Raw genomic sequence first — 24,747 nt, 5'->3', positions numbered from 1 at the left:
AACGGGGCGCAAGCCCCGAACGGTTCGTTGTGTTGTCAACGGGTGGTGTCACGCGCGTGCACGCGACGCGGCACGAGGCCTGTCTCCCTATGCATCGGATGCGTCGGCAGCACGCGTGCGCACGTCGTTCAGAACGGCAGCTCGACGTCCGGCTTCGCGGCCGTCAGCACGCGGCGGAAGTCCGCCTGGATGCGCTCGAGCCCTTCCTTGGTCTCCGCTTCAAAGCGCAGCACGACCACCGGCGTCGTGTTCGACGAACGCGCGAGGCCGAAGCCGTCCGGGTACTCGACGCGCAGGCCGTCGATCGTCACGACTTCGTCGGCGCCGTCGAACTTCGCTTCCTTCTGCAGCTTCTCGATCAGGCGGAAGTTCTCGCCCTCCTCGAGCTTGAGCTGCAGTTCCGGCGTGCTCATCGCGTCCGGCAGCGCGTTGAGCAGCGCGCTCGGATCGGCCGTCTTCGCGAGGATTTCGAGCAGGCGCGCGCCCGTGTAGAGACCGTCGTCGAAGCCGTACCAGCGGTCCTTGAAGAACACGTGGCCGCTCATCTCGCCCGCGAGCGGCGCGCCCGTCTCGCGCAGCTTCGCCTTGACCAGCGAATGGCCCGTCTTCCACATCAGCGGCTCGCCGCCCTTCGCCTTCACCCACTGCGCGAGATGGCGCGTGCACTTCACGTCGTAGATGATCTGCGCGCCCGGGTTGCGCGACAGCACTTCCTCCGCGAACAGCATCAATTGACGGTCCGGGTAGATGATCTGGCCGTCCTTCGTGACGACGCCCAGGCGGTCGCCGTCGCCGTCGAACGCGAAGCCGAGTTCGGCATCGGTGTCCTTCAGCGCCTGGATCACGTCCTGCAGGTTTTCCGGGTGCGCGGGATCGGGGTGGTGATTCGGGAACGTGCCGTCGATGTCGGTGAAGCGCTCGACGAGTTCGCAGCCGAGCGCCTTGAACAGGCGCGTCGCGAGCGGGCCCGCGACGCCGTTGCCGGCGTCGACGACCAGCTTCAGCGGGCGCGCGAGCTTGATGTCGCCCACGATGCGCGCGATGTACTGATCGGCGACGTCGAACTGCTCGAACGCGCCGCTGCCCGTTTCGAACCGCTCGTCGACGATGCGGCGGTACAGCGCCTGGATCTGCTCGCCGTAGATCGCCGCGCCGCGCAGCACCATCTTGAAGCCGTTGTAGTCGGGCGGGTTGTGGCTGCCGGTGACGACGATGCACGAATCGACGCGGCGCTCGCCGTCCTTCAGCGCGAGCGGCACGCTCGCCGCGAAATAGCCGACCGGCGTGGGCACCATGCCGACGTCGACGACGTCGACGCCCGCCGCACGCAGGCCATCGGCGAGTGCGCCGACGAGCTCGGGCCCCGACAGGCGGCCGTCGCGCGCGACGACGACCGCGTCGCCGCCCTGGGCGCGCACTTCGCTGCCGAAGGCCCGGCCGATCGCGCGCGCCGTATCGGCGTCGAGCGTCTTGCCGACCACACCGCGAATGTCATATGCCTTGAAGATGGATTGGGAGATCATCGATTCTCTCTGGGTTGCGTGCACGAAGCAGTCGGACCGTTGCGTGATCGCGCACTGCGTTCGGATTCAGGATGCCGTCACGGCGCGCGTACGTCCCTGCGTCCTGACGACGGCGCCGTCCCGATGTCATGGCGAACCGTCGCGCGACGAACTCACGCACAGCCTGGCGCGAACTCGTCGCGAAACTCGCAAAACAGCTTGCCGCGCGTGGCGAGGTGGTCGATCTGGGCCAGTGTCAGCGATGCGATGCGCGATGCCGTCATTTCCGAGACGCCGAGTTGTCGTGTGGCCTCGCTCCGGTTGACGAGGAGCAGCCACTTCGCAAGCATGAGATACGATCGATTGAATTCCGCGATCGCATCGGAAATGTCGTGTTGTTCGGCCATGGTCGGTCTTGAAGGGCCAGCGCGTGCGCTTTGCCGGTCGATTCGCTTCGACCCGGTGGTTCGGCACTCGCCGGATTTTCGATGACACACTGTACGTCGCGAACGCAGCGCCGGACCGACAAAGCTCTGAACGGATCCGCCAGCGCGCGCAGGCGCGCGTACCGTGGCGCGCACGTCGATTCGCGCGGCATCGCCACGGCGCCATGCGGATCCGTTCAGTCGGCGTCGGCGAGATACGGCGACGTGAACGCGCGCGGCGGGAACGCCGGCAGGCCGCCTTGCGGCGTAAAGCTGTAACGGAGATAGACGGCCGCCGTCCACTCGCGGTACTGATACGCATTGCCGAACGAAGCCGATCCACCGACGGCCAGCTGCGGCGCGACCTGGTATTCGCCGCGCGCGGCGAGCGAATACGCGATGCCCGTCTTGCTGCGCGCGGGATACACGGCCCCCGCGTCCAGCCCTGCCGCCTGGCTGGCGGCGGCATTCGCGGCCGCTTGCGCCTGCATGCCGGAATCGAGCGGGAAATACGGCACCGCGTTCTGCCGGTAATGCTGCACGCCGAACGAACCGCTCAAATCGTACGCAAACGCGCCCGTTCGTCCCGCGTACTCGACCGGTATATTCAGGATCACGTATTGCTGCGGACTGAAATAGCCGCCCTGACCGTACGTGAAATACGACTGGTTCTTGCTGAAGCGCATCCACGTCGCATTGACGCCCACGGTGAGCGTCCGGTCGGCGTCTCGCAGCAGGCGCGTATAGGCGCCGCCGCTGCCCTTGCCGGCGAAGTTGCGTTCGACGTGATGGCCGTCGTAATAGTCGAACGCGCCCGCGACGTACGCGCCGCTGGTGCCGTCGTCCCAGCTCAGTGCGCCGCGCGCGCCGCTGCGCGTCACGCCGCCCCACTTGAGGCCGGCACTCGCATCGCGCGCGCCCGCGAACGAAAGCAGGCTGTCGGTCACCGCGCGACGCGTGACGGCCAGCGAGTAGGCCGCCCGATCGGTGATCGCACCGTTGAAGCGCACGCCGCCGACCACGTCCTGGTACGGAAACCCGACCGGCGTCGCGCCGATGTCGGCCTTCAATTGCTTGCCTTCGTAACCCAGGGAAAGACCGACGCCGCTCGCCGTTTCGGAACCCGGCGAGCCGCCGGCGGCCGACCTCGAGAGCCCCGCGCCGAACCGGGCGAGAGTCGGCACGTCGGTCGCCGAGTTGCCGCCGTCGAGCATGACCGGCGTGGCGGTCACGACGACGTGACCGTTGCCTGCCTTGATACGCCCTTCCAGCGGCGCCTCGATGTCGGTGAGGCCGGACAGCCCCGCCTCGCCCGTCCGGTTTCGGAACACGAGGCCGCCCGATGCCGTGCTGGCCTGCTCGCTGTTCACCTGGGCCAGTTCCGACGCGACGTCGAGCATCTGAGTGTTGACGCCCGCGCCCGCATCCCGCTGCGGCGCACGGGCCACGGCGTCGCCTCCCGCATAGCCGGCCGGCGGCTGCGGGATATAGCGAGGCGGCGCATCGGCCTGCCCGTAGGCCGATGAAAGAACGGGTGCGCGCGCCGCGGCGACCTTCGTCCCGCCGCGGGCCGGCCGGGCCGGCCTGGCACCCGACGCGGCCGCCGGCGAACCGGTCACCGCCGCGGCCCGCGACGCGGGCGACATCGGCCACGGCGTGGCGACGTAGCCGGCACAGTCGTCGTTCGGATCGGACTGCGCGACGCACCCCGCTGACGCCCCCGCCGGCGGTACGTCGGCGGCAGGCTCCCGATAGGGCTGATAGGACTGATAGGACTGATAGCGCCGCGCGGTCGCGGGCCCGCCCGACTCGCCCGCGCCGGCGGCCGCCTGGCCATAGCCGCCGGGATCGCCGGGATCGGCCGTGACCGCCTGCGGCGACATGGCGGGCGGCACCATGCGCGCGGCCGGCACGGCGGACGGGGTGACGTAGGTCGCGGGCGGCGCGGGAGGCATCGTATAGGGCACGGTCGGAGCGGAAGAAGACGGGGTGGACCAGGAAGGCACGCCCGGCAGCGGCGATACCGCGGCCCCGAAGCCGGTCGACGGATGAACGACATCGACGGCGGTCTTGCCTTCGAACGGATTGGTACCGGGCAGCGGGTTCGCGCCGATGCGTCGCATCGCGTCTTCCCAGCCGCGCGGCACGTTCGACGGCGCCGGCTTGCTGCCCGGCGGCGGCGTATTGGCGGCCAGCAGCGAACGCTGCAGATACTGCGCGGCGAGCGAAAGATTCCCCTCCGCGCGATACAGGCGGCCGGTCGCGGCAAGCAAGCCCGGGTCGTCGGGCGCGATGCGCAGCGCCGTGGCCGCGAACGCTTCACCGTCGCGCCATGCCTTCGCGCTGCTCGCCGCGTAGATCGCCGCGACCAGCAAGCCCGTATCGTCGGGCCGGCGGGCCAGCGCGACCCGATAGCATTTCAGCGCGTTCGGCGCGTCGCCGGCCGACGTGTACAGCCGCGCGAGCGCGGCCTGGAGTTCGGGACTGTCCGGCATCGCGGCCAGCCACGGCGCGATGACGGCGTAGCCGCCGGCGAGGTCGCCGGCCTGGCGTACCGCATCGGCCTGCCGCACGACGATCTCGAGGTTCAGGCGTTCGAAGTCGCCGCGCTGCGCGGGCGACAGCGGCAGCGCGGCAAGCCGGCGCATCGCGTCGCCCAGCAGCGCATCGTTGCGCACGGTCAGCAGCGTCCGCGCGTACTGCAGCAGCAAATCGGCGTTGTCCGGCTCGCGGGCCAGCGCACGCTGCACGATCCACAGCGCACGCGACGTGTCGCCGGCCGCCGCATAGCCCGCCGACAACTGCGCCGCGAGTCCCGGCACCGACTGGCCGATCCCCTCGGCGTCGTGCAGCACCCCGAGCGCCTGCGCGCGGCGGCCTTCGCGCACCAGCCGTGTCGCGAGTGCAACCTGCTGGCCCACCCAGAGGCGGTGCTGCAACGTCGTCATCGCCGCCGTGCGTTGCGCGGGCGCGATGCGCTCCAGCCGCTGCAGCCCGAGGCTCCAGTCTTGCGTCTGCTCGGCCAGCAGCGCGCCGGCATAGAGTGCGTCGGTCATGTCGGGCCGTTCGGCCAGCAATCCGTCCATCATGCTGCGCGCCGACGCGATCGCCCCTTGCCGCACGTACACGCGCGCCAGATCCAGCCGCAGCCACGGATCGTCCGGATTGCCGGCAAGCGCGTCCTCGAACAGGCTGCGCGCCGTGCCCAGATCGCCGCGCGCTTCGGCTTGCCGCGCCTGCGCGGCCTCGGCCGTACGACGCAACCGGTCGAGGCCGCCGGCCTTCGACTGCTGCTCAGCGCTCAGTTGCGTCGCGAACTGCAACGCTTCGTCGCCGCGCCCCTGCGCAGCCAGCGCGCCGACCAGGCCGCGTATCGCGTCCGGGTTGTCGGACTGGCGCCGCAGCGCCATCCGGTACGCCTGCTCGGCGCCGCGCGCATCGCGATTCTCGAGCAGCGCGTCGCCGAGCATCACCTGCGCGGTGACGTTCGACGGATCCGCAAGAATCGCACGTTCGAACAGCGCTTTCGCTCGCGCGAAGTCGCCGTTGCTTTGCGCGCCGAGCGCCTCGCTCGTGTACGACCAGTACGTCGCACTGCCGAGCGCCGAGCGCCAGCGCGCCGCGTTCCCGCCTCGCGACGCGCGCTCCAGATCGCTGCGTGCCTGCGCGAAGTGCTCCTGCTTCAGCTCGACGATGCCGCGGCCGCCCAGCGCGTCGCTGTCGTTCGGCGACGTGGCGAGCACGGCATTGAAGCGGGCGCGCGCCGTGTCCAGATCGCCGCGCTCGAGTGCCGCAAAACCATCCTCGATCGCGTGGCCGCGCGCTTCGTTCGATGCGCTGCGTTGATCGCCCTCGCGCGCGGTTTGGTCCTGTCGCACCATGCTGTCGTAGCGTGCCTTGACCGGCGGATCGTCGGGCACCACCTTCAGATAGGCGAGGTAGCGCGCCTGATCCGACGGCCTGGCCGCGAGCCAGAGCAGCGCCTGGCGCCAGCTCTCGCGCGCCGTTTTCCCGACTTTCGCGTCGGCGGACAACGACTCGAGCCGCGCGATGCCGTCGCGGCGCGTTGCGTCGCGATAGGTCAGGTGCTGCGCATACGCGAGTGCGTAGCGCGGATCGTCGGGGTTGTCACGCGCGAGACGTTCCAGGCCGCGGCGGGCTTCGGCCCATCCGCTCGGCGTCGCCGCGAGCGCCTGGAAGTACTCGAGCTGCAGCGCGGGCGACGACGGCGCGCCCTGCAGCGCGCGCTGATACTGTTGCGCGGCCAGCGCGCTCTGCCCCGTCTGCGCGAGGCGGCGCGCGTCGCTGATCTCGCCGTCGCGCACGCTCGTCTCGCCCAGACGCTGGCCAAGCTCGTCGGTCCGCGCGAAGCCGGGCGCGATCCGGCGCAATTGTTCCAGGTAGCGGCGCGCACCGTCGACGTCCTTGCGGTCGGCGAGCACCATGCCCATGCCGAACAGCGCGTCGGGCTGATTCGGATCGACGCCCAGCACCTTCTTCCAGGCCTGCGCCGCGAGGTCGCCCCGGCCATGCGCCTGCCAGTATCGCCCCTGATCGACGAGTACCTTCAGCGGGTCGCTGCCGGCCGCCGCCGCGTGCGGCAGTGTCAGCGCGAGCAGCAGACTCGCGATACCGCCCGCGCGGGCGGCGCCGAGCCCGCGTAACCGTCGGTTTCGCATGTCACTCCTTCAGCCGGCGCGCCGCACGCGCACGCAGCAGACGATAGAAGAGCGCCGCCGCGACGAACGCGGCCAGCACGCTGAACAGCGCAAGCAGCAGCGGACGCCCCGACAGAAACCAGCGCAGGTACGTGAGCGGCGGCAGCGCACCGACGTGATACGACGTTTCGTTCGACGTCACCGTGACGGTGCGATCGCGAATCACGACCATCGCGCCCTGGACCGACGTGAGCATGTCGTCGTCGAGCAGTGCGCGGCCGAGCGCCTCGTCCGCCTGCCCGCTCGCGGTGATCAACGCGACGGCGCTGCGCGTCTTGCGCAACGGCGACTCGAAGCCGGCGATCAGCGCGCGCGTGCCGTCCGAGACGATCGACAGGCCGGCGCGCACGCGTTCGCGCTCGGCGCCAGGCGACGGCGCCGCCTCGGCGCCGCCGAACAGGCCGCCGAACCGGCCACCGAACAGGCCGCCGTCGCGATCCGTGCCGAACGGCATGCGCGCCGCCCAGCGGGTCAGCAGCGGCTGGGTGTCCGGCGCGCCGAGAATCAGCAGATCCTTGGACGCGAACGCGCCGACACCGGCGGCGTCCGTCACCGTCACACCGCTGACCGGATAACCCGTCGACACGCCCATGCGCCCCATCGCGAGCAGGTACAGGCCGTAGACGTCCGCGCCCGGCTCGGCGGGCAGCACGACGGCCGTGTCCGACAGGTCGGCCATCCGCGTGAACGGAAAGCCGCTGTTCGCAAACGCGGCGAGGTCGGGCAGCGCCTTGTAGTGCGGAAACGACGACACGTCGATCGTCGAGTCCGGGTCGATCGAACCCGCGACGTTCTGCAGCAGCCGCCCCGTGCATCGGCCCATGTCCGGGATCTCGTAGAAGAAGTGCAGCTGCAACGGCGTGCGCGGCGTGAGCAGCAGCGGCGGCACGTGCAGCGTCGCGCGGTCGATACCGTTGGCGACGAACGGCAGGTAGCGGCTCAGGCTCCAGCGCGACGTTTCCCGTGCCGGGATCGGCAGCGCCTTCACGAACGTGTCGCCGACGCTCAGGTTGAGCGACGAACGGTCCGCGCGCAGCGTCGGCGTGTAGCGATAACGCAGGTCGATCGGTGCGCCGCGCGTATCCCAGGTGAACAGATCGGGGGCGACGCGCAGATCGATCCGGACGGCGCCCGCGTCGTAGCCGGACACGCTGAGCGCGCGCCCGTCGGCCAGTTCGCCGATCCGCACCGGGCGCGTCGACGACAGCCAGTTCGGCGCGTCGTACGGCACGCGCGGCGCGACGTTCTCGAGCCGGCTCACCGTGGCATGCGTACCCGCCAGCGTCTTGCTGCCGAGCACGAGCGTGAGCGCGGCGACCTTCACTTCGTCCGGCGTGCGACCGAGCACCAGCAGCAGCTGGCCGTGAGCCGGCGCCTGCCGCTCGACGACGGCCAGCGTCGGCCCGTCGATCGCCGGCAGCGTCACGCCGTCCAGACGATCGTCGGCCGTCGCGAACACCACCGCGTTGCCCGATTCAGGCAGGCCGCCGGGCCGGGCCGGAAACCGCGCGCCGCGATACGAGGCCAGCGCGCCGAACCACGACGCGACGATGCCCGCCGCTTCCAGCGTCTCCCGCGGCGGTCGCGCGGCGAATGCGAACGGCAGCTCGAGCCGCCGGACGTCCCGCGAATCGAAGAACGGCGCGGGCAGGACGCCGAGTTCCGGCCGCTCCGGCAGCGCCGCGTAGGTCAGCTCGAGCCGGCTCGCGTTGCTCACCGTTGCCCACAGCGACGAGTTGGCGGGATCCTCGCAGTCTTTCGTGTAATGACCGATCAGCTGAACGTTCAGATGGTTGTACTCGGTGACGAAGCGCGGATCGATCGACACGTCGCGCGCAACCGTCATGCCTGCTTGAGCGGCCGGCAACGGCAACGTCGCCGCCACTTCGCCGTTGATCAGCACCTTGAGCTGCGACAGATCCGGCAGCAGCGCGGGCGAGTAGCTGTAGACCAGATGCAGCGTCGCGCCCATGACGACCTCGTCGCGCCGGACGGAGAACGCGATGCCGTTCTGGCCGTCGGTACCCCGCAGCTGCAGCGGATCGCGTGCCCCGAGATCCGCGAACGTCAATGCCTGGCGCCGGCCGCCGGGCACGAGCGTGCCGGGCTCGGCCGTGGTCGGCAGCATACCGAAGCGGCGACGCGCGGCGTCGGCCGCCGGCACCGGTTCGGCGAGCGGCGCGGGGCGCGCGGTGTCGGGCCCGACGACTATGGCCGGCGACGGCGGCGCCGCATCGCCCGACGACATCGCGCCGTCCGCCGCGCGCATCGCGCCGGGCGCCTGCATCCCGGCGGCCGCTGCCCAGCTGCCCGATGCGATGCCGCCCGCCATTGCCCAGAGCAGTAGCGACACCATCCTGCGCGACACGCGCGCATACCGGCCGACACGTGCAGGAACCGCGACAACCGCGCCCTGCGAAATGCACGCCTTGCGGCGCGTGCTGCCGCGCTGTCGCGACGCCCACGTCATTCTTTCCGCCTCATGCTATTTTTTTTCGTTGCTGCGGCCGCCGCGCGCGTACACGCGCAGGTCCGCGTACAGGCGCGCGATCAGGCGAAGCAAGCCCTGCACGCCGACCTTCAACAGATGCAGGAACGCACGCAGCGGCGAATCGGGACGGCGGCCGTCCGTCCAGTCGATCCATGCGTCGGCTCGGGCAAAGGTCGAACTGACGAGATCGAACTCCTGCTGCTGCGACAGGCTCTCGAACCGGATGCCGACGCGGCCTGGTTCGACGTATTCGACCGTCGCGGGAAATGCGTACTCCTCGACACCGCGAAACAGCGATACCGTCACCAGCTCGCCACGCGGAATGCGCGCATCGTCGGGGACTGCCACGCCGATCCCGCCCTCCGAGTAGTCGCGCGTTTCGCATGCCAGCGTCCGGCCATTCGCGAAGCGCAGCATGACCGGAATTCGCGCCGCGACACGATGGGACACGCGTACCTGCCGGCGCTCGTTCGCCGCCGCGACGGCGAGCCCCAGAATCAGGATGTTGTAGGTCGTCCATGCCAGGTTGAACGCCGTCGTCTGGACTTCGCTGCCGACGTGACGGTTGAGCGACAGGTTCAGGACGCCCACCGCGAGGCCGATCACGTTCAGGACCACCAGGCTCAGATACGGTTTCGACACTGCCCAGTCGAAGTAGCCGCGGTCGATGCGTCCGCCCTTGGCCGTCACGTTGAACTTGCCCAGCCGGGGATTGATCAGCGCAAGCATCGTCGGCAGCGCGATGTACGACGCGAGCACGGCTTCGTAGACTTCGGCCCAGAACGAATGGCGGAAGCGGCCCTGCATCCGCGAGTTCGTCACGTTCGCATGGATGACGTGCGGCAGCGCATAGAGCGCAAGCATCGTGGCCGGGGCATGGATCACATGTGCGTCGAAGAACAGGAACGACAGCGGTGCGGTCAGGAACACGAGCCGCGGGATCCCGTAGAAAAAATGCATCATCGCGTTCAGGTAGCACAGCCGCTGGCTCAGCGTCAGTCCGCGCCCGAACAGCGGGTTGTCGATGCGGAATATCTGCGTCATGCCGCGCGCCCAGCGGATGCGCTGGCCGATGTGCCCGGTCAGGCTCTCGGTGGCCAGCCCCGCCGCCTGCGGTATCGCAAGATAGGCCGTCGTATAGCCGCGGCGATGCAGCTTGAGCGCGGTGTGCGCATCCTCGGTCACCGTCTCCGTCGCGATGCCGCCGATCTCCTCCACCATCGAGCGGCGCATCAGCGCGCACGATCCGCAGAAAAACGTCGCGTTCCAGAGATCGTTGCCGTCCTGCACCAGTCCGTAGAACAGTTCGCCTTCGTTCGGCACCTTTCTGAAAATGCCGAGGTTGCGCTCGAACGGGTCCGGCGAAAAAAAGTGATGCGGCGTCTGCAGCATCGACAGCTTCGGATCCCGAATGAACCAGCCTAGACAGATCTGCAGGAACGAGCGCGTCGGCACGTGATCGCAATCGAAGATCGCGATGTATTCGCCGTCGGTAATCTTCAATGCTTCGTTGAGGTTGCCGGCCTTCGCATGGCGATTGTGATCGCGAATCGTCCAGTGCACGCCGACCGACTCGCAGAACGCGCGGAATTCCGGGCGACGTCCGTCGTCCAGCACGTGGATCGACAGCTTGTCGGCCGGGTAATCCAGCGCGAGCGCCGCGTAGATGGTCGGCTTGACGACGCTCAACGGTTCGTTGTACGTCGGAATGAACACGTCGACGCTCGGCCAATGCGCGCGCGACGCGGGCAACGGCATCGGCTTGCGCCCGAGCGGCCACGCGGTCTGGAAGTAGCCGAGGATAAGCACCGCCGCCGCATAGACTTCGGCCGCCGCGAGCAGCGTGCCCCACACCGCGTCGAGCGGATGCGACCACACCAGCGTGCCGGACAATCTCCAATACATGTAACGGCCGGTGGCCACCACCGACAGCACGATCATGACGAGCGTCGCATAGCGTCCGCCCACGCGACGGACCACCAGCGAACACGCGATGCAGCAGGTGGCGAACACGAGCTGCCCGATCGCGTCGAGCGGCACCGTACACACGAAATACAGCGCCAGCAGCGTGCATGCGGCTATAGGCAGCGCGACGAGCCAGCCGCTCCCGGGCAACGCGTCGACGAACCGGTCGACCGCCGACGGCCGCGCGACCTCCCCGCGGGCGCTCAAGCGATGCTCCGCGCGGTGTCGCGCCGATCGAGCACGCGCTCGAGCCATGCACCGCACGCGTTCAGGTCGGCGGCCGCCTGCGAACGCGGGTCGTAGCGATTCACGGTCGTCCGGGACGCGAGCGATTCCGCGACCCCTTCATCGCGGTGAATCACGCCGCCGAACCGCGCCGCGCCGAGGCTGTCGCACAGCACGCGCAGCACATCGCGACCCAACTCGCGCGACTGGTCGACCTGATTGACCACGTAGCCGTCGCCCACGAAATCCGCGCGGCTCGCGGCATACGCGTCGAGCATCCGCCGCATCTGCGGAATCGTTGCGTACGAGGCCGCATCGGCGAGCACGACCTTGAGCACGAAATGCGCGGCCGTCAGCGCGGCGCGCATGTATACCGAGGTGCCCGGCGGTGTATCGATGATCACGATGTCGTCGTCGCCGAGCCCGAGCGTGGCAAGCCCGTGCGCGAGCCACGACGGGTCGCGATCGAGCAGCCGCTCGAAACGGCGTTGATCCGTTTCGCTGACCAGGCCGAATGGAAACACCGTGATCCCGTCGACGACCACGGCCGGCCAGTTCAGCCTGTCGAGCGCGGCATGGGCGAGCCCGTCGGTCATGTCGAGCGGCACGCCGAAATGCAGCTTCAGCGCATTCTGCGGATCGAGATCCACCACGCTCACGCGCCGGCGTCGCGACGCCGCCAACACGGCCGCGAGATTCGCCGCCAGCGTCGTCTTGCCGACGCCGCCCTTTGCCGAAGCGATCGCGATGATTTTCATGAGCGGCCGGTCCACACCGACGGCTTCTTCGGCGCCTCGCCCGTCGGCTCCGTGCGCAGCCGCTCGAACAACCGAACCAGCGGCTGTGACGGACCTTGCGTGTCCGTGCCATCCGATGCCGCCGGCCTGCCGACCAGCTTCTTCAGCGTGCCGGATGCTTGTTCCCGCCTGCCGTTATCCTGCGCGGACGCAGGCAAAGCACGCGTGTCGGCCAGTACGATTTTGCGCAGGCTGTCCGCGCCGTCCGTCGACCCGGCGCCCGGCTGCCCCTGCGACTCGCTCGCGCGCAACTCGACACCGCCGAGCAGCGGCCAACGCGCGCGTGCCACTTCGGCATCCGCTTCCGCACGTACTTCGTGATAGCGTCCGGCATCGCCGCCAAAACGCTTGAACAACGATTCGATATCCCGTGAAGTCGACATAGCGTGCCCATTGGTTGTCGCGGAAGTTCCGGTCGGCCCGGTCGCTCAGTTCTTTGCGCGCGCAACACGCAGTTCGATTCGCGAATCGTCCGCCGGCGCGACGTCCTGCGTCACGCGCAAACCGGTCGCGCCGACACTGTCGAACCAGCCCTGATACGCGCCTTCGAGGAAGGCGGAAGACCATGCGAGACAGCCGTCGCCGAACGCGCGCAACGGCGCGGCGTAATGAACGATGCGCAGGAAATCGTGCTCGTCGGACAGTTCGGCGTAACCCCACTGCATGTCGCGCCAGCGGGCATTCAATGCATCCGCGAGATCGTCCGTCGACTCGCAAGGGCCAAGTGGATGCGCGGCTGCGAAGCGCATGCCGATGCGCGCCATCAATTGCCTCAGCTCGTCCCGATCGAGCTGATCGGTGAATTCACCGGCCAATGCCTCCAGGAAGCCGCGCCATTGGATCGACACATGGCGCTCGAGTAGATGCTCCAACATTCCCTGCATGGACGACGAATCCCCGGTGAAAGACAATTATCGGCGTGGCCGCATCGTGTGCTTCGCGTGCGGACATCGTGGCAACAGCGTTTTTGCGCATCGTAGCGAATCCAATTAGACGAATGGGATTCGACATCTAGCCGAAAAACGCCAAACTATCGGCCACCGCCGACAATTGACGGGTGTGGCCTCGGCGGCAGCCGAGCTGCGATCGGTCGCGGACAAGCAAGCCGATATACGGCCAGGCTCGTGCGCGGCGCGACGCATGAAACGTTGGAAAGTTCGGCGTATCAGGCCCGGCCGGGCGAGGATTCCGCGCGGAATTCGCAGAACAATTCGCGACGCTCGGCGAGTTCGTCGATCTGTGCCGGCGTCAATGCGGCGACGATCGCAGCCGTCTCGTCCGACATGCCCAGTTGTTGTTTCGCCGCTTCGCGATCCGCTTGCAGCAAGCGCTGGGCAAGCGTCAGATACGAACGGTTGAATTCCGCAATCGCGTCGAAGATGTCGTCCTGTTCGGGCATGGGCGTTCCTGATTTTGGACGGTGATTGCATTCAGCCGGCCGCAGCGCGCGTATTGGCAATACGCGGAGTTTCGGCCCCGCACTCTACGTGTCGCGCACGGCGACGAGCGGACAAAACCTAGCGGTAATCCGCCACCTCGCGGGTTGCTCGTATTTCCGTTCGTGAAAACACGACACGACGGAGCGGCGGCATGCGGTTCGGCAAAGTCGCGTGAAGATCGCCGGCCCACCCAAATGCTTGCCGGAACGCGCAGCGCCGCCGGCAGATGCCTGCTATGCAGCCCGTATCACGCGCTCGCGCCAGAAATCCCCGCGGGCGCCGAAAATCTTGCTGCACCATTTGGTGCCGTCCCAATACACGGGAAAGCCGTATGGATGTCCCGGCCATCGGCCCTCACACCACATCGGTTCCGCGGGAGGATCGGTGCATGGAAGCCAGACACCGGCCCAGCCGGTGCGCTGCCGTTGTTCGGATATCGTCATGGTGTCTATGGTCGAATGCGTCATGGTGACTCCACTTTCGCCCTTCTGTTTGGCAATTGCGTTTCAACGCTAAATATATTTTGTTCGGTTCTTGTTCTTTCTTCACATATAGCGGGACCTTGGCGCGCTTTCGTCCATGCACGCCCGAAACTCGACGGCTCCCGGCCGCAGGCCACCGTCGCAATCAGGCCTGCAATTTTTCCAGCAAGTGTTGCGACGAGACGACGCCAGTCTTGCCGTCTAAGGCTGCGATTCGCGGCCGACCAGCGCTTCGATCTCGGCCGGTGTCAGCGCGATGATCCGTGACGCGATCTGATTCGAGATGCCCAACTCGCGTGCCGCGACCTCGCAATCGATCTTCAACATCTGCTGCATCAGTTCGAGATAGGCAGGATCGAGTGCGCCCAACGCCCGGCAAATATCATCCTCTTCCGTCATCACGCTCTCCTAAAGACATGCCCGTGAACGCGATGCATCGGCACACACTCGCATCTGCAAAATCCGACCGGGTTCCGGGCTTTCGCTTCGAACCGTATCCCAACCAAGCGAACGCCTGTCGACAAACGACAGCCGTCATCCGCTATATAACGCCGAGCCGGCCATTTGCACACTGTTTCAAAATAATTCTTGCGCCAACGTATGGTTTCGCAATCAACCTGTCGGATTCGCCCAAGATTCAGTCGCCGCTTTATTTGCGAACACATTAGGATTTCCCGAATCGCACGTGCGCGGCCAGGCAATTGCGTCCTGTGCGACTTCGAATCTCTTGTTTCGTCCGGACACCGACATCGCACCTCGACGTTGTCTGCTCCTCATTCCGAACTCATGGAATTACCACTATGTTGAAAGTGACGAAAGCCGTCTTTCCGGTCGCCGGCCTGGGCACGCGGTTCCTGCCGGCCACCAAGGCCAGTCCCAAGGAAATGCTGCCGGTCGTGGACAAACCATTGATCCAGTATGCGGTCGAGGAAGCGATCGAAGCGGGCATCACGGAGATGATCTTCGTGACCGGACGCAGCAAGCGCGCGATCGAGGATCATTTCGACAAGTCGTACGAGATCGAGGCGGAGCTCGAGGCACGCGGCAAGGACAAGCTGCTGTCGCTGGTGCGCAGCATCAAGCCGAGCCATGTCGACTGCTTTTACGTGCGCCAGGCCGAAGCGCTCGGGCTCGGCCATGCCGTGCTGTGCGCGGAGAAGCTCGTCGGCGACAATCCGTTCGCGGTGATCCTCGCCGACGATTTGCTCGATGGCCCGAAGCCGGTGTTACGCCAGATGATCGACGTCTTCGATCACTATCACGCGTCGGTCATCGGAGTCGAGGAAATCGCTCCTGAAGATTCGAAATCCTATGGCGTGATCGACGGCAAGCGCTGGGAAGACGATCTCTTCAAGCTGTCCGGCATCGTCGAGAAGCCCGAACCGGCGAATGCGCCGTCGAACTTCGGTGTCGTCGGCCGTTACGTGTTGAAACCGAAGATCTTCGAGCATCTCCGCGGGCTCAAACCCGGCGCGGGCGGCGAATTGCAACTGACCGACGCGATCCAGTCGCTGCTCACCGATGAACAGGTGCTCGCGTATCGCTACGACGGCACGCGCTTCGATTGCGGCAGCAAGCTCGGGTACCTGAAGGCGACGATCGAGTTCGCGCTGCGGCATCCGGAGGTTGCGGCGGACTTCGAGCGGTATTTGCTTGCGCGCCTCTCCGAGGCAATGGTCGCATGACATGAACGCGAGACGACGATCGGCCTCAATTGCACTGCCGATGCGATCGTTGCAGCGCATGACGGTGCCCGTCCTGCCCATACGAACAGGCGGCGCCCGGCATGTGGACATCGATTAGCCGCCTCGGCGACGCGGCACTGACCGTCCCGCTGGCTGCGGTTTGCGGCGCATGGCTCGCTACGTCGATGCACGGTTGGCGGATCGCCGCATCGTGGTTGATGCTGCTCGGCGGCGGCATGCTGGCGGTCGGCCTGACCAAGGTTCTGTATGCGGGCTGCGGCATCGAGATACGTACGATCCATTTTCGCGTGATTAGCGGGCACACGATGCTCGCCGCATCGGTATGGCCGATGGCCTTCCTGCTCGCGCTGCACGATGGCTGGCATGTCCGCGCCCATATCGCGTTGCTGCCCGGCTTGGCACTCGCGGCGGCCGTCGCGACAGCCCGCGTGTTCGATCATGCGCACACCGTATCCGAGGTGGCCGTCGGCTGGATCATCGGCATGCTCATCATGGTGACGCTGCTGCGCTGGAAAGCCGCACCCGTACTGCTTCCATGGCGCCGATCGCCCGCGGCCGCGTCGATGCTTGCCGTCTCGAGCATCGCCTACGGATACTGCTCACCGATCCAGGCCGCGATCGAGACTTACTCGCCGTTCCTGTGCACGGCATTTCGATGAGATGCCGGCGCACCTGTACGCCGACGTCGGGATCGCGGGGCTATCGCCGTATCTGGCCGCCGCGTACGCGTTGCGCCCGACACACTCGCGTGGCGGCGCGCGCCAACATTCTGTCGGACCGATTCGACGACCAATCCGCACAATGCTGCTATTGCGCACCGCACCATTCCCCCCGAATTCACGCGTCAATTCGATGAAAATCCTTGTCTACGGAATCAACTATGCCCCCGAACTGACCGGCATCGGCAAGTACACGGCGGAAATGGCCGAAACGCTCGCCGCCAAAGGTCACTCGGTACGTGTAGTCTGTGCGCCACCGTATTACCCGGAATGGCGCGTAGCAAACGGATATCACTCGGCGCGGTATGGGACCGAGCAACGCAACGGGGTCAGGCTGTGGCGAGCACCGCTGTGGGTCCCGCGTCGGCCGCGCGGCGCCCTGCGCATCGTGCACCTCGCCAGCTTCGCGCTGACGAGCTTTCCGCTCATGCTGCGCCACGCTCTCTGGCGGCCGGACGCCATCATCTGCGTCGCGCCCAGCTTGCTGAACGCGCCCGGCGGTTGGCTCGCGGCCAGACTGAGCGGTGCACATGCTTGGCTTCACATTCAGGATTACGAAGTTGATGCGGCATTCAATCTCGGCATGCTCGACGGCTCGCTGTTACGACGCGCGGCGCTCGCATTCGAACGGATGCTCATGAAGCGCTTCGATACCGTTTCGACGATCTCCGGGAAAATGGTCGAACGGGCGATGCATAAGGGCATTCCGCCCGCCAAGCTCGTACATTTCTCAAACTGGGCCGACACGCGCTCAATCTATCCGCTGGGGCGCCCAAGCGAGCTGCGCGCCGCGCTCAATATTTCCCTCGACGCGACGGTAGTGCTTTATTCCGGCAACATGGGCGCGAAGCAGGGGCTCGACGTATTGGCGGATGCCGCACAAAGACTTGAATCACGCGACAACCTCGTGTTCGTCTTCTGTGGCAACGGCCCGGTGCGTGACGACCTCATCGCACGTTGCAGCAAGCTGCGAAACTGCAGATTCATGAATCTGCAGCCCGCCAATCGACTGAACGAACTGCTGAATCTGGCGGACATACACGTACTCCCCCAACGCGCCGACGCCGCGGATCTCGTCATGCCATCGAAGCTGACCGGCATGTTCGCGAGTGGCCGGGCAGTCATTGCGATGGCCAATGCGGGCACGGAGCTGCACGACGTAGTATCCCAGCGCGGGGTATTGGTCTCGCCTGGCGACCCGGAAGCATTGGCGAGCGCCATCGATGCGCTCGCTGCCGATGCAAGGCAGCGGATGTATCTAGGACGCGCGGGGCGGGATTTCGCAGAGGCCGTCCTGTCACGCGAAGCGGTATTGCGCGAATTCGAGGCGAAATTGACCGCATTGCGTCGAACGTCGCCCGGCACCTGACCGCTTGGCCGGCAACGGCGGCTGCGCCCGTGCCGCCGCGATTGCCGGCCGCTCGCGATACCCGGCTTCCGGCTCGCCATGCGGCAGCATGCTCAACGACGTGGGTCGGCCCGGTGAAGCTCGACGGCTTTCACCGATATCAGATATTCATAGACGCATTGCAGGAACGTGTAATGCCATCCTGCGCGCCCGTCGAGAAATGATCGGCGGACAGCCATCATGTAGAAAAACTTGAACAAGGGCCGACACGGCATTCTGTAGAACAGCGCCTTCTGATGAAATCGTCGAACGTTGAAGTCGCGGTCGAACAGCGCCTTGATGACCGAAAAATCGGCTTGCCGCCGGCGAAGCAGCTCGCCGGCTTCCATCGACGAATAGACGTTGTGCTTGCCGATCCAGTGAGCCATGCCTTTCGAGAAGGGAAAGTGATCCAGCGGCCCGGCCAGTTCGTGAATATCGCCGTCAACGATCAGAACCTCGTTGACCTCGCGTTCGTAGTGCACACGCGACGGACGCACGAATCGAATAAAGTATGGCGAGATTTGCGCATGCTTCAACCATCGACCCAGGAAGTAGTCTCTACGGCGCATCCTGGCCGCACCGATCCCGTCGGGCACATCGGAAACAAAGCAGCGGAGTTCATCCAGCAGTTCCGGGGAGGGTCGCTCATCCGCATCCAGGATCAACAGCCATTCGTGCTTGAAGCCGAAATTCCGCAACGCATGATTACGTTGCGCGGCAAAACCGTCGAATTCCCGCGCCACGACATGCGCACCGAACGCGGTCGCGATTTGCACGGTACTGTCTTCGCTTATCGAATCGAGGACCCAGATGTCGTCCACGCCATCGATGCTCTTCAGGCATCCCGGCAGGTCCGATTCCTCGTTCTTCGTCAGGATCAATACCGAGAATCCGTATGTCATTCCGCCCCTCTGCGCACGCGCGAGTTGATTCGACGGGCAGGCATACCGGCATACACCGCCCACTGCTCTTCGAGCGGCCGCGACACGACGGCCCTCGCCCCCACCACGGCTCCCTCGGGTACGACCGCCCCCGGCGCAAGAAAAGCCTCGGCACATACCCACGCGTGATCACCCACTGTAATGGGACGCGTCACGAGCTGGAAATTGCGGGAATTGATATCGTGCGAACCGGCACACAGGTGCGCGCCTTGCGAAATCACGGCATAGCTCCCGATCTTGATATTGGCCATGTTGTAGAGAGTCACGCCATCCGCTATGCCGACATGCGAACCGATTTCCAGCATCCACGGCGCCCAGATCCTGACGCGCGGATACACATGAACATGTGGGCCCAGTTTTGCGCCGAACGACCTGAGCAACAGCGATCGCCAACCATGCAGCGGCCTGGGACTGAACCTGAACAGCAAGACATAGGCCACGCCCCAGACAGCGCGACGCAGCCGATTCGAGAGGTTGAACGACGGCTCGGTGAAGGGATCATTACCGTCAATAATCATACGATCGAGAAATGAACGAGAGGCGAATCCGCGCCGATCGGCACGGGAACAAATCACGTCGGCGCTCTGTTGCCGCCAACAGCCACCGGGACGAACATGCCGAGTCGTAAGTCTACCGCCGCGCGTGCCCGTTCAAGTCGCATCATTCCGCCAAAATCTAGTTGTTCACGCACATTGCTCCCGGTCCTCGCGGGCTGCGAGGCTATCATCGAATCGATCGAATTACGTTTCGACGCGCTTCAATTTTTCCGAGAGCCGAATCATGAAGGTTAGCGTTGCGGTATGCGGCCGGTTTCACTTCCACAACTATATCGATCGGCTCGACGAGCTCGGAATCCTGGATACGTTCTACTACTCACACAAAGCGCGTGCCTCTCCGTTCTCGCTGTCGCGTGGCCGGGCAGTCAATATCTGGGCGAAGGAATATGCAGTTCGGGCTCACGCGAAGCTGTTAAAGGGCCGTCTGAGCGATCAGCTCTTCCCGGCATACCACGATCTGTGGCAGTTCGGTGTGCAATTCAACTGGCGGCCGACACCGATTCTGCATGTCATGGCACATGGCACTTCACGGCACATCGTCGCCAGGGCGAAGCGCGAAGGCTCGATCGTGATCGGGGAGGTCGTCAACACGCATCCACTCTATCGCGATCGGGTCCTGTCGGAAGAAGAGGACCGGCGCGGACTGCCACGCATTCGGCGGATCAATCGGCAACAAAGGCGGCTGATCGATGAAGTGAATCTTTACGACTGCGTCCTGGCACCGTCGTCGATCGTGCGGGATTCATTCATTCAGTACGGCGTTCCCGCGAGCATCATCAAGGTGATTCCCTATGCGGCCAATGTGAAGCGATTCCGCCCGTTGGAACAGCGTGGCATGGATGCAAGTCGCTTCGGTATCCTTTGCGTTGGACAAGTCAGCCTGCGCAAGGGTCAGCTCTATCTCCTGGAAGCCGTCAAGCGGCTCGGCGACAAGCGTGCACATGTCACGTTGATCGGACAGATCGATCCGACGGTCGAGCCGCTGCTCGCTCCGTACCGCCACCTTTTCACCCACATTCCACGCGTAGACAACGCGCAGCTCAACGACTACTACAACGCGGCAGATCTTTTCGTCCTGCCGTCTCTTGAAGAGGGGCTCGCCGTCGTTCTATGCGAGGCGCTCGCGACCGGTCTGCCGATCGTGGCGACGAGGGAATCCGGTGCCGCCGAGATCATCGAGCATGGTCGCAGCGGCACGATCGTCTCCTCCGGATCCGTCGAACGGCTGGCCGATGCCATCGGCGAGATGATCGGCTCGCCCGACAAGCGCGCGGAACTCTCGCGTCACGCGCGCATCGCGGCAGCCGGCACGCACAACTGGACCCAGTATGTCGACAAGTTGCAGCAGGTCTATGCCGGCTGCCTCCAGCCGCTGCGCGACGTGCGTTCAGGCATGTGACGGCTGCGCCCGGTACGCATTGATGGGCTGATCTTACCGGCTGATCCTCGATGCGGCGCCGGGAATCCCGACCGATAAGCCCTGCACTCCCGGAAGCATGCCGGCGACCGACTTCCCCATCCCGGCATGCCGCGCGGAGCGCAGGCTCGATACCGAACCGGTGCCCATTCCCGAGTACATGCTGCCGCGCGCGTACCCCATCCGCTCCAGGTCAGCTGCGTACGGATTCTTCGCGCCGGCGGCCGCCGTCGCGAATGTCCGCAATTCGCTCGCATCCGATGCGGATTGCCGATAACTTCCCGAGTTTCCTTTCAACGTGTCTCCAGCCGGGTCGCCATAGATCGCGCGTGCCTGTGTCTCGGCGCCGCTGGATCCCGGCTGCCCGTGACACCCGGGCAATGCACAGGTTGCGAGCGACGTTGTCGGCGCCATTACCGCCGCCGCGATCGACACGGCACACAGAAGCAGTATCGTCTTTCGTCCGTTGAACATCCCGCTTGCCTCATTCATCTCGATTCACCTCATCGGTCAGCAGAATTTTGATATTCACGTGCGTCGCCAACGCCGAACGCCCGGCATTGCATACGACTCTCAATCGCACGATTCGGACGTTCGGCAAAGCAGTTAGCTGGTCGCGCAACATCCCCAGCACGTGGTGCTCACCGATTGTCCGTATACCCGGCGCCGACATGTCGACGGCACCTCGCCACACCGGGCGGCCGGTGTAATCCAGTCCCGTCAGCATGAGCGTTGCGCTGGATTCACTTCCAGCGGTCGCATGCGCGTCGCCGATTTCTACGGCCAACTCGCGTGCTCGCCGATGGATCGTAAGATCGAATGGACGTTGACGAGCGCCGCCGCCGAAGTCGAATCCGACGTCGATGGCGTCATCGTCGTGGTGAGCATCGCGAATGCGCGCGTCGTCGGCATTCAATTGAACGGCAACATCAAACGACGCTTCCGAGATACTTCGTGGGCTCGAAAATCGGGCTTCCATATCGGATTGCGCCCCGACGATAGCCGGATCGACGATCGTCAAACGCTTGCAGATGTTGGCCATCAATACCTGATTGACCCGCACCGTCACCGCGGATTCTCGCGCCTTGACGCCGATTGCCGTGCGGCCGCTCTCGAGCCATATCCCCGTCACATCGAATTGCGGTTGACCGCTTTCGTTTCGAAGCACGGAGCCGATCGTCAATCCACGTGGCACCGGGTCGTTGATTCCGGAGAAATCGGTATACAAGACGCCCGATCTCATTCCGGTCACCTTGACCCTGACGACGCCGCCTCCCGTTGTCAGCGGCATGAGGGTGCCCTGGGCGGGAACCAGCCTGGGTCGATTGAACACGACCGACTCCATCGGCGTAGAGAAACTGAGCGTCACGAACGCGCTCGCCGCCCGTCTCGCTCCAACGAACGTGACGTCATTGAACTCGACGTTGCGGCAGCTGACGATCGGAATGGGTTCTTCTATCGTCGAATCGTTCACGACGATCTGGTTAACCGCCGGACCGTTCGAAAAGAAGCCGATCCGGCAGCGGTTGTATTCGATCCTGTCAACGAGTTTGTCGTTCTCAACGAAGCGGATGTACGAGTCGTTGACGACGATGGTTCCACTGGCGGACGGATAGAAATAGCCATTGACCCGGACGCGATTGCATACGATCAGGTCTGAAGAAAATGCGTACAGGCTGCCGTCGAGGGAACTGACATCGGCGTCGCGGCGATCGCGCGAGGACAGGAATTCCAGATCGTCGAGCACGATGCGCGTGGCGACGCGAAAACCAGCCCTATCCAGGCTCAGGATGCGCGCGGCGCCCGTCGCATCGGCCGCACGATACGCCTCGTCGCCGTTCTGCACGATATCGGCCCAACGGGCGTCGTAGGCGTTCCGGAGCGGCACGGCAAGCTCGACGGAGTCGGCACCGACTTTCGCGACCGTGTTCCGCTCGAAATATCGAATCGACGGCGGGTAGCCCTGCGAGTCCTGGTTGAAGCCGTAGACCAAGACCGGCATGCCCGCCCGATATTTCGACGCGGCATCGGCGCTCGACAACCGAACGTGCGATGTGCCGGCGGCCACCGATCCGATACGGTCGCCGTTGACGAACTCGCCGAAGCCGGGTATCGAGCCGGCGTGATCAAGAAAGTAGTCCTGGTTGATAATGAGCGGTACGCGTTCGGTCGTCGATTGCGACGTCCCGACATTGCACAATTGCGTGCCTCTTCCACCTCGTACGTGCACGTCCGCGACACCTTGCAGCCACCTGCCGGTCAGGATATTCAGCCTCCCGTCCGGCAAGATGAGATCGAATGCGGTGTCTGCGCCCCGCATCTTCTCGCGAATCCGCAGTAAGCCCCTGGAATTCTGTTCCGCGGACGCATCTGCCGATACTCCGTATGCTGCGGCATCGATTACTTCACGGACCGATGGCCCCGGGCGCCGTTCGAATGCACCGGCGTCGCCTGGAATCGCTTCCGCGCCCGCGGTGGATGCAATCAGCTTCAGGAACGCACGCCTCGATTGCTTCACGATGTCGACTCCGGTATCTGATTCGTGGCCATGCCTGGAAATGCTCGCAGACGCGACGCTTTTCGCGGTTCATACCGGTCGATTCGCTTCATGCCACCGAACCGACCGCGCCCGGACGTACCGTGTCCGCAGTGGCTGCCGGCGCTCGAATCCGCGCCATTCTGATCTTGCCCGCGGTCACCAGAATATAGACGGCAACGAACGAGAACCCGAAGAAATACGCCATCGGCACACCGCCATCGCGAAACAGCGTCGAGATATAGCCATTGAAAATCCAGTATGACGCAAACAGTTTCGGACTCGCCGTATACGTGACACGGTGATGAAACCGGTACAGGAACAGACCAACCACGAACATTCCGCCGACCAGCGACGGGAATCCGAATATCGAATACAGGTCGGCATGCAACGACCAGGTCAGCGCAAAGAAATTCCCATATTTCAGAAGGTTGATTCTTTGCGTCGTCGTCGGCTTGTCAGGCCAGATCGCGCGAGGAATCGGCCATACGAGCAGCCGCAGGTACTGCGTTCCCCAGTTGAACCCCGTTCTTTCCGGTACCAGCTCGTAAATTGCCGACGACACGTCGAACTCCTGGAAGTCGCTCGTTCCGGCACCAACCGCTCTCGACTTCTGATATCGATCCACGATCTCCGAAATGCTCGTGTCACCCGTCAGAATCTTGCGCGCAGCGAGGCGATCCGACCCGACTACGTCGAATACGAGGATCAGGCAAACGCCGATAATGATCGTCTTCATCGCGAAGCTGCGGCGACCACGCCGCATCAACCCGATGGTCAATGCGCTCAGCACGACGATGACGAACGACAGGCGCTGTGCGCCAACCAGTATGCGCAACAGCACGAATGCGCCGATCCCTGCAACCATCGGCGGCGTCACGCCATAAGCGAGGATCAGGATCAGCAGCGCTGCCGGAATGAATTCCGCAAACGCCATCAGATAGCCGGACACGCCCACCAGGCGTTGCCCGCCATTCGAATCGACCTGCACTTCGAACGATTGGACCGAATCAATGCCGGCCGTCCCGTACGCGACGTGCGTCGAATACAAGCCGAGCGCAACGAGAACGATCAAAGCCGCGAAAAATCGTACCTTGTCGGTGATGACGAGGCGGGTCGGCGGAATCATCAGCTGTCGAAGATTGCGCGGTTCCACAAGCGCCGGCAGGATGACCGCGGCGAGCAGCGCACAATTGATATTGAGGCACGTCAGCCAGAGCGTTCCGTCCGATGGCGTCAACCCGATGGTGTTCCACAGCAGGGATTTGCCGATCAGATAAATGTTGATCGGGCGTATGACATATCCCAGGAAGTGATAGATCAGGTAAAGGAAAATCGGATGATAAATGGGCATGCGCATCGCCATGACGAAGGCGAAGCACATGCCCCAGCACAGTAGATTGATTACCGCGATATAGCCTATGATTTCCATGTCAT

Annotated in this window: 19 protein-coding genes; 4 read left to right on the top strand and 15 right to left on the bottom strand. The window is 65.0% G+C overall.

Going from position 1 to position 24,747, the window contains the following annotated elements; genetic code table 11:
• Nucleotides 1-128: 128 nt before the first annotated feature.
• From U5A56_RS17600 to U5A56_RS17555, 10 genes are all read right to left on the bottom strand, one after another.
• Complete coding sequence (locus U5A56_RS17600) at nucleotides 129-1,523, bottom strand: phosphomannomutase/phosphoglucomutase (protein WP_321923668.1); 1,395 nt, start codon at nucleotides 1,521-1,523, stop codon at nucleotides 129-131.
• A 152-nt stretch (nucleotides 1,524-1,675) separates the two neighbouring features.
• Nucleotides 1,676-1,909 (bottom strand): flagellar transcriptional regulator FlhD, encoded by a 234-nt coding sequence (locus U5A56_RS17595; protein WP_044846956.1) that lies wholly within the window; start codon nucleotides 1,907-1,909, stop codon nucleotides 1,676-1,678.
• Between the two features lie 215 nt (nucleotides 1,910-2,124).
• Complete coding sequence (locus U5A56_RS17590) at nucleotides 2,125-6,606, bottom strand: cellulose synthase subunit BcsC-related outer membrane protein (RefSeq protein WP_321923666.1); 4,482 nt, start codon at nucleotides 6,604-6,606, stop codon at nucleotides 2,125-2,127.
• Nucleotide 6,607: 1 nt separating this feature from the next.
• Complete coding sequence (bcsB, locus tag U5A56_RS17585) at nucleotides 6,608-9,115, bottom strand: cellulose biosynthesis cyclic di-GMP-binding regulatory protein BcsB (protein WP_321923664.1); 2,508 nt, start codon at nucleotides 9,113-9,115, stop codon at nucleotides 6,608-6,610.
• Nucleotides 9,116-9,130: 15 nt separating this feature from the next.
• Nucleotides 9,131-11,356 carry a UDP-forming cellulose synthase catalytic subunit gene (gene bcsA / locus U5A56_RS17580; RefSeq protein ID WP_415749167.1) on the bottom strand — a complete coding sequence of 742 codons (2,226 nt, stop codon included), beginning with the start codon at nucleotides 11,354-11,356 and terminating at the stop codon, nucleotides 9,131-9,133.
• Nucleotides 11,305-12,084: a cellulose biosynthesis protein BcsQ gene (gene bcsQ / locus U5A56_RS17575; RefSeq protein WP_321923661.1), complete on the bottom strand. Its 780-nt coding sequence runs from the start codon at nucleotides 12,082-12,084 to the stop codon at nucleotides 11,305-11,307. The genes bcsA and bcsQ overlap by 52 nt, the downstream gene beginning before the upstream one ends.
• Nucleotides 12,081-12,506: a cellulose biosynthesis protein BcsP gene (gene bcsP, locus U5A56_RS17570; RefSeq protein WP_321923659.1), complete on the bottom strand. Its 426-nt coding sequence runs from the start codon at nucleotides 12,504-12,506 to the stop codon at nucleotides 12,081-12,083. Before bcsP ends, bcsQ begins: the two co-directional genes overlap by 4 nt.
• Before the next feature lie 45 nt (nucleotides 12,507-12,551).
• Nucleotides 12,552-13,007 (bottom strand): cellulose biosynthesis protein BcsD, encoded by a 456-nt coding sequence (gene bcsD, locus U5A56_RS17565; protein WP_321923658.1) that lies wholly within the window; start codon nucleotides 13,005-13,007, stop codon nucleotides 12,552-12,554.
• Nucleotides 13,008-13,288: 281 nt separating this feature from the next.
• Nucleotides 13,289-13,582, bottom strand: coding sequence for a flagellar transcriptional regulator FlhD (locus U5A56_RS17560; protein ID WP_260434471.1), 294 nt, complete (start codon nucleotides 13,580-13,582; stop codon nucleotides 13,289-13,291).
• Nucleotides 13,583-14,245: 663 nt separating this feature from the next.
• Entirely contained in the window at nucleotides 14,246-14,443 is a 198-nt protein-coding gene (locus tag U5A56_RS17555) for a flagellar transcriptional regulator FlhD (protein WP_321803553.1), read from the bottom strand.
• Nucleotides 14,444-14,844: 401 nt separating this feature from the next.
• Between U5A56_RS17555 and galU the strand changes: the two genes are divergently transcribed.
• From galU to U5A56_RS17540, 3 genes are all read left to right on the top strand, one after another.
• Nucleotides 14,845-15,729 carry a UTP--glucose-1-phosphate uridylyltransferase GalU gene (galU, locus tag U5A56_RS17550; RefSeq protein ID WP_321822262.1) on the top strand — a complete coding sequence of 295 codons (885 nt, stop codon included), beginning with the start codon at nucleotides 14,845-14,847 and terminating at the stop codon, nucleotides 15,727-15,729.
• A 101-nt stretch (nucleotides 15,730-15,830) separates the two neighbouring features.
• Nucleotides 15,831-16,409 (top strand): phosphatase PAP2 family protein, encoded by a 579-nt coding sequence (locus tag U5A56_RS17545; RefSeq protein ID WP_321822261.1) that lies wholly within the window; start codon nucleotides 15,831-15,833, stop codon nucleotides 16,407-16,409.
• Between the two features lie 193 nt (nucleotides 16,410-16,602).
• Entirely contained in the window at nucleotides 16,603-17,838 is a 1,236-nt protein-coding gene (locus tag U5A56_RS17540; RefSeq protein WP_321923655.1) for a glycosyltransferase WbuB, read from the top strand.
• A 92-nt stretch (nucleotides 17,839-17,930) separates the two neighbouring features.
• Here the strand turns inward: U5A56_RS17540 and U5A56_RS17535 are convergent, their stop codons facing one another.
• Together U5A56_RS17535 and U5A56_RS17530 are read right to left on the bottom strand one after the other, a co-directional pair.
• Complete coding sequence (locus U5A56_RS17535) at nucleotides 17,931-18,740, bottom strand: glycosyltransferase family 2 protein (protein WP_321923653.1); 810 nt, start codon at nucleotides 18,738-18,740, stop codon at nucleotides 17,931-17,933.
• 17 nt (nucleotides 18,741-18,757) lie between these two features.
• On the bottom strand, nucleotides 18,758-19,318 hold the full coding sequence (locus tag U5A56_RS17530; protein WP_124571941.1) for a putative colanic acid biosynthesis acetyltransferase: 561 nt from the start codon (nucleotides 19,316-19,318) through the stop codon (nucleotides 18,758-18,760).
• 262 nt (nucleotides 19,319-19,580) lie between these two features.
• Here U5A56_RS17530 and U5A56_RS17525 point away from each other — a divergent pair, with 262 nt between their 5' ends.
• On the top strand, nucleotides 19,581-20,756 hold the full coding sequence (locus tag U5A56_RS17525; RefSeq protein WP_321923651.1) for a glycosyltransferase family 4 protein: 1,176 nt from the start codon (nucleotides 19,581-19,583) through the stop codon (nucleotides 20,754-20,756).
• Nucleotides 20,757-20,789: 33 nt separating this feature from the next.
• Here U5A56_RS17525 and U5A56_RS17520 read toward each other — a convergent pair whose 3' ends face one another.
• The 3 genes from U5A56_RS17520 to U5A56_RS17510 form a co-directional block, all read right to left on the bottom strand.
• The gene (locus tag U5A56_RS17520; protein ID WP_321923649.1) at nucleotides 20,790-21,266 is read right to left on the bottom strand and encodes a hypothetical protein; all 477 of its coding nucleotides are present in this window, start codon (nucleotides 21,264-21,266) and stop codon (nucleotides 20,790-20,792) included.
• Nucleotides 21,259-23,292 (bottom strand): hypothetical protein, encoded by a 2,034-nt coding sequence (locus U5A56_RS17515; protein ID WP_321923647.1) that lies wholly within the window; start codon nucleotides 23,290-23,292, stop codon nucleotides 21,259-21,261. Before U5A56_RS17515 ends, U5A56_RS17520 begins: the two co-directional genes overlap by 8 nt.
• 88 nt (nucleotides 23,293-23,380) lie before the next feature.
• The gene (locus U5A56_RS17510; RefSeq protein ID WP_321923645.1) at nucleotides 23,381-24,742 is read right to left on the bottom strand and encodes an O-antigen polymerase; all 1,362 of its coding nucleotides are present in this window, start codon (nucleotides 24,740-24,742) and stop codon (nucleotides 23,381-23,383) included.
• Between the last annotated feature and the right edge of the window lie 5 nt (nucleotides 24,743-24,747).

Origin of the sequence: Burkholderia sp. BCC1998, from assembly GCF_905339875.1 — a bacterium.
Taxonomy (GTDB): Bacteria; Pseudomonadota; Gammaproteobacteria; order Burkholderiales; family Burkholderiaceae; genus Burkholderia.
This window is presented reverse-complemented; position numbering and strand designations above follow the sequence as displayed.